General features: G+C 58.8%; 3 protein-coding genes. 2 read left to right on the top strand and 1 reads right to left on the bottom strand.

Annotation, left to right across the window (positions count from 1 at the left end; translation table 11 throughout):
- Positions 1-581, bottom strand: a 581-nt coding sequence (locus AC0AP0_RS09685; RefSeq protein ID WP_490430310.1) for an AzlC family ABC transporter permease, incomplete at its 3' end; no start/stop codon positions are given.
- 169 nt (positions 582-750) lie between these two features.
- On the opposite strand from AC0AP0_RS09685, the gene msrB reads away from it, so the two are divergent.
- Positions 751-1,728, top strand: a complete 978-nt coding sequence (gene msrB, locus AC0AP0_RS09680; RefSeq protein WP_490430311.1) for a peptide-methionine (R)-S-oxide reductase MsrB — start codon at positions 751-753, stop codon at positions 1,726-1,728.
- Positions 1,729-1,874: 146 nt separating this feature from the next.
- Entirely contained in the window at positions 1,875-3,764 is a 1,890-nt protein-coding gene (gene asnB / locus AC0AP0_RS09675) for an asparagine synthase (glutamine-hydrolyzing) (RefSeq protein ID WP_445342499.1), read from the top strand.
- Positions 3,765-4,045: the final 281 nt, after the last annotated feature.

Raw genomic sequence — 4,045 nt, 5'->3', positions numbered from 1 at the left:
CGCCACTGCTCCAGGAAGAGCACCAGGAACATGGCGGTCAGCACGAAATCCAGCCCCCGGGTGTCGAAGTTCGCCAGGTTGCCCAGCACAGCGCCCAGGGTGGCTCCGCCCACCCAGTAGATCTGATTAAGCAGGGTGACGAAGAAGAGGTACCAGCCCTTGTCGGTTCCGGCGGGGTGAGGGTCGGCGGACTCCAGGGCGAAGGTCTCATCGCACATCCCGAAAATCAGATAGGGCTTCTTCCGGCCCGTCCCTCGAAAGACCGGCAGCATGGCCAGGCCGTAGAAGAGATGCCGTGCATTGACCATCAGGGTCAGCATCAGCGCGCCCCAGGGATTGAAGGTGGACATGAGCAGGTCCACGGTCACGAACTCCATGGATCCGGCGTAGATCAGGGCACTCATGGCCAGCGGGTAGATCACCGGGAATCCACGGCTGGTCATCAGAAAACCGTAGGAGGCTCCCAGCACCATGAATCCAGCCAAGATGGGAAGGGTCCGTGGAAAGGCTGCAGCCAGGGAGTCGAGGACGGTCCCGGAGGACTTCGCATCGTCGTCTGCCTCTTCCTGCGCTCGCTGCATGGTCAACCTCCTGGCTTCGATTTGGAAATGGTCATATGATAATCGCCTCTTGCGCCGCAGGGGCAGACTGGTCGACAATGTGAGAAGGCTGTCAAGAGGCTGGAAGGGCGGAATAGGGGCTCTCCGGCTCTTGTTGAACCTAACGATAGGCACCGGTACGTGAGGAGGAATCATGGACAAGAACAAGGTTTCGACCAACAACCTGGCCACGGTCGTCCTGGCTGGGGGATGCTTCTGGGGCATCGAGCGGTTCTTCCAAGAGGTGGACGGGATCATTGACACCCAGGTAGGATACGCCCAGTCCACAGTGCCCGCCCCCAGCTATGAGCAGGTCTGCAGCGGTGTCACCGACGCCGTGGAGAGTGTGCGGCTGACCTATGATCCCCAAACCGTCACTCTACGGACCCTGACCCTGCTTCTGTTGGATTTGATCGACCCATTCTCGGTGGATCGGCAGGGCAACGACCGGGGCAGGCAGTACCGCAGCGGCCTCTACTGGGATCCCGAGCATCGCGAGCAGGAGGAGCCCGTCTTCCGTCGCGCCTTGGAGGAGTTGGAGCGCCGGACCGGCCGTCATCCCGCTGTGCAGGTGGAGGCCCTTATCAACTTCTATCCGGCGGAGGAGTCCCACCAGGACTACCTGCTCAAGAACCCTGGCGGATACTGCCACATCCCCCTGGAGGCCATCGCCAATGCCGCTTCCCGCCAGCGCTACATCGAGCGCATCTGGTCCCTGGACCCTGAAAGCTACGAGGTAACCCAGCACTCGGCCACCGAGCGGCCCTTCACCAACGCCTACGACGGGGAGTTTCGCCCGGGCATCTATGTGGACGTGGTCAGCGGGCAGCCGCTCTTCTCCTCGGCGGACAAGTACGACTCAGGCTGTGGCTGGCCGGCATTTACCAAGCCCATTGACCCTCAACTGCTGGTCAATCACAATGACTACAAGTTGCTGGGTCGGCCCCGGATCGAGGTACGGACAGCACAGACCGGCATCCATCTGGGGCATGTCTTCGACGATGGCCCGGCTGACCGTGGCGGGCAGCGCTACTGCATGAATTCCGCCGCCCTACGATTCGTGCCGCGGGACCGGATGGAGGCGGAGGGCTACGGAGATTACCTGCCCCTGGTGGATGCAGCAATATAATGACAGTTCTGCTGTCATTGGCACGTCGGAGCTTTCAGCCTATGGGGGTTCCGGCGCAGTCTACTCATAAGGTTCGTTTGTTTCCTGTTTCTGTTGCCCTCTTGGTCTATTGTGGGCTCTTGGTGAACTAATAAGGAGTCAGGCCTATGTGCGGGATTGCTGGGTTCGTCAACGACGCCTCTGCCGAGGAAAAGACGGCAGTGCTTAAGCGGATGACAGATATCATCGCCCACCGTGGGCCTGACAGCGAGGGTCATTTCGTGGATGAGCGGGTGGCCTTGGGTTTTCGGCGCCTCAGCATCATCGATTTGCAGGGCGGCGACCAGCCCATCTTCAATGAGGACTCCTCCATGGCCATCACCATGAACGGGGAGATCTACAACTACCGCGAACTGCGCCGCCAACTGATCGACCTGGGCCATACTTTCTCCACCGAGTCGGACACCGAAGTCATCCTGCATGGTTACGAGCAGTGGGGCCACCAGGTTGTCAACCGTCTGCGTGGCATGTTCGCTTTCGTCATATGGGACCGTGGCCGCGGCGAGCTCTTCGGGGCCCGGGATCATTTCGGTATTAAGCCTTTTTATTACGCCCGGATGGGCGGTACTTTTATGTATGCCTCGGAGATCAAGAGTCTCTTGCAGCATCCAGATTTCCACAAGGAGCTCAACAACCAGGCCCTGCGTCCCTACATGACCTTCCAGTATTCGGCGCTCCCTGAGACTTTCTTCAAGGGCGTATTCAAACTTCCCGAGGGTCACTGGTTCACCTTTCGGGATGGAAAGATGGACATCCACCAGTATTACGATCCGGCATTTGGAGAGAGCAAGCAGAGCCTGAAGGACTTGGTCGACGCGATTGACAAGACCGTTCAGGACTCTGTCAAGGCCCACCAGGTAGCCGATGTGGAGGTGGGTTCCTTTCTCTCTTCGGGGGTGGACTCCAGCTATGTCACAGCCCTGGCACGTCCCCGGCATACCTATTCAATCGGATTTGGCAAGGGGACCTACAACGAGTCCGACCAGGCTAGCGAACTGGCCTCCATGCTCAATCTCAACAACACCAGCGAGTCCCTGGACGGCGACCAGGCCTTCAGCTACTTCCCACAGATCCAGTGGTACATGGACGAACCTGACTCGAATCCCTCCTGCGTGCCGCTCTTCTTCCTTTCCGAGCTGGCCAGCCGAGACCTGCGCGTAGTACTGAGCGGGGAGGGCGCCGACGAGCTCTTCGCCGGTTATATAGACTACGGGGTGCATACGCGCTCGCGCATCATCAAGGATGTCACCCGCCTTCTGGGACGATTGCCCCGCAAGGCTCGGTACGCTATCGGACGCTGGGCCAAGGGCAAGCACTTCCACGGAGCCTGGCACCTGTATGCCAACCTGGCCCCTGCTGAGGAGAATTTCATCGGTCAGGCCAGGGTCTTCGGCGAGGACGAGGCCGGAAAACTGCTCAAGCCGGCCTATCGCAAGGCTCCCAGAGTCTCTGAGATCACCGGAAGGATATATGCCCGACTCAAGGGGCGCAACTTGTCCGAGATTAAGAAGAAGCAGTATCTGGACATACATCAGTGGATGCCCGGGGACATCCTACTCAAGGCCGACAAGATGACCATGGCCCACTCGGTGGAGTTGCGGGTTCCCTTGCTGGACCGCAAGCTGATGGATGTGGCCGAGAAGGTGCCTACCAGATACCTGATCACTGATCAGAACACCAAGTTCACCTTCCGCAAGGCTGCTGACCGTCATATTCCCAGAGAGTGGTCCGCCAGAGAAAAGCTGGGCTTTCCCGTGCCAATCCGGGACTGGCTGCATCAGGAGCGTTACTATCGGCTGGTCCGCAGCCTGTTCGAGCAGGAGTGGGTGTCCGAGTTCTTCGACCAGGAGGCCCTGCTGCGGATGCTGGATGACAACTATGCCAAGCGCAACGATGCCCGCCGGAAGATCTGGACTGTTTACTCCTTCCTGACCTGGTATGACGTTTACTTCAACCACGACGGGGCCAAGCCAGGGTTGCTGGATCTTCATGCCTAGGGATCTGTCCTGAGGGCTGTGTTATACTATTATCCGGCTTGAGAAATCAAGAAAGCGGATGATCCCACCTGGGAGCCTTCCATGGCTTCGGGTTCGACCTGCGCCGGTAACGGCTGGTTGTCATTATGTGCGGTGCAGGCATAGGCTGTTTCGTTGCCGTACGGCTGCGAGGGCTATGTTCGAAACCTATGGGTTCTTCGCCGAGCAGTGGATGTTGTGGTATTTGAGAAGGAGTCATCATTAGCGACGAACCAAGGATTAACGACGATATACGAGTGTCT

This window comes from Bifidobacterium sp. POST2/T3 (B1), assembly GCF_058197115.1.
This window is presented reverse-complemented; position numbering and strand designations above follow the sequence as displayed.